This is a genomic window from Streptomyces sp. NPDC101166, from assembly GCF_044768125.1.
Taxonomy (GTDB): Bacteria; Actinomycetota; Actinomycetes; order Streptomycetales; family Streptomycetaceae; genus Streptomyces.
This window is the reverse complement of the sequence record NZ_JBIWPF010000355.1, coordinates 1-1046: the sequence shown is the minus strand read 5'-3', so window position 1 is coordinate 1046 and position 1046 is coordinate 1. Positions and strand designations below refer to the sequence as shown.

Annotated in this window: 2 protein-coding genes; both read left to right on the top strand. The window is 70.1% G+C overall.

The genetic code is table 11. The features are described from left to right. Nucleotides 1–719, top strand: a 719-nt coding sequence (locus ACIRS4_RS39070) for an MBL fold metallo-hydrolase (RefSeq protein ID WP_404205164.1), incomplete at its 5' end; no start/stop codon positions are given. A 59-nt stretch (nt 720–778) separates the two neighbouring features. After that, a partial coding sequence (locus tag ACIRS4_RS39065; RefSeq protein WP_404205162.1) for a hypothetical protein occupies nt 779–1046 on the top strand: 268 nt, incomplete at its 3' end.

Genomic DNA, 1046 nt, shown 5'->3' with positions numbered 1-1046 from the left:
ACCACTGCTTCGGGCTGCCCGGCGTGCTCGGCCGCATCAGCCTCGACGGCGCGCTGCACCCGGTGGACGTCTACTTCCCCGCCTCGGGCGAAGTCTTCTACGAGCGGCTGGTCGACTCCTCCGCCCACAACCGCCAGGTCGAACTGCACCCGCACCCGATCACCGACAACGGCGAACTACCGCCACCGGGAGCCGATTTCACTCTGCGGGCCGCGCGACTCTCGCATCCGGTGGAGGCGTTCGGCTACCGCCTCGACGAGCCCGACAGTCTGCGCTTCATCCCCGAACGGCTGCGCGAACTGGGCCTGTCGGGTCCGGTCGTCGGCGAACTACAGCGCCGCGGTGAAGTCGAGATCGGTGGCCGCACCGTCACTCTCGACGAGGTGAGCGAGGCCAGACCGGGCCAGAGCTTCGCCTTCGTCATGGACACCCGCCTCTGCGACGGCGTGTACGACCTGGCCCAGGGTGTCGACATGCTCGTCATCGAGGCCACCTTCGTCGACGCCGACGAGAAGCTCGCCGTCGAATACGGCCACCTCACCGCGGGGCAGGCCGCTCGGGTCGCGGCCCGTGCCGGCGTCCGCACCCTCGTCCTCACCCACTACTCCCAGCGCTACCGCACCCTCGACCAGCATCTCGCCGACGCCCGAGCCCATTTCGACGGCGAGATCGTGGTGGCAGAGGACCTCATGCGAATCCCGGTGCCGCCCCGCCGCTGAGGGGTGCGAAGTTTGGCGGCGGCCCCGCCGCGGGGGCGGGCACGGGCATGATGGTCGGCATGGACGCGCACAAGGAGCTCATCGCACTCGCCGACCGGTACTGGGACGCCATGCTGGAGTCCGCGCCCAGTGAGGCGACCCTGTTGGGGGACAGGCGATTCGATGATCGGATCGAGGACCTGTCGGCGGGGGCGGAGGAGCGGTTGCTCGGCACCTGGCGGGGACTGCTCGCCGAGGTGGACGCGCTGGACGCGGCGGGGCTGAGTGCGGAGGACCGCACCACGCGGAGTCTGCTGCGGACCGAATTGGCTTCGGCGGTCTCGTATC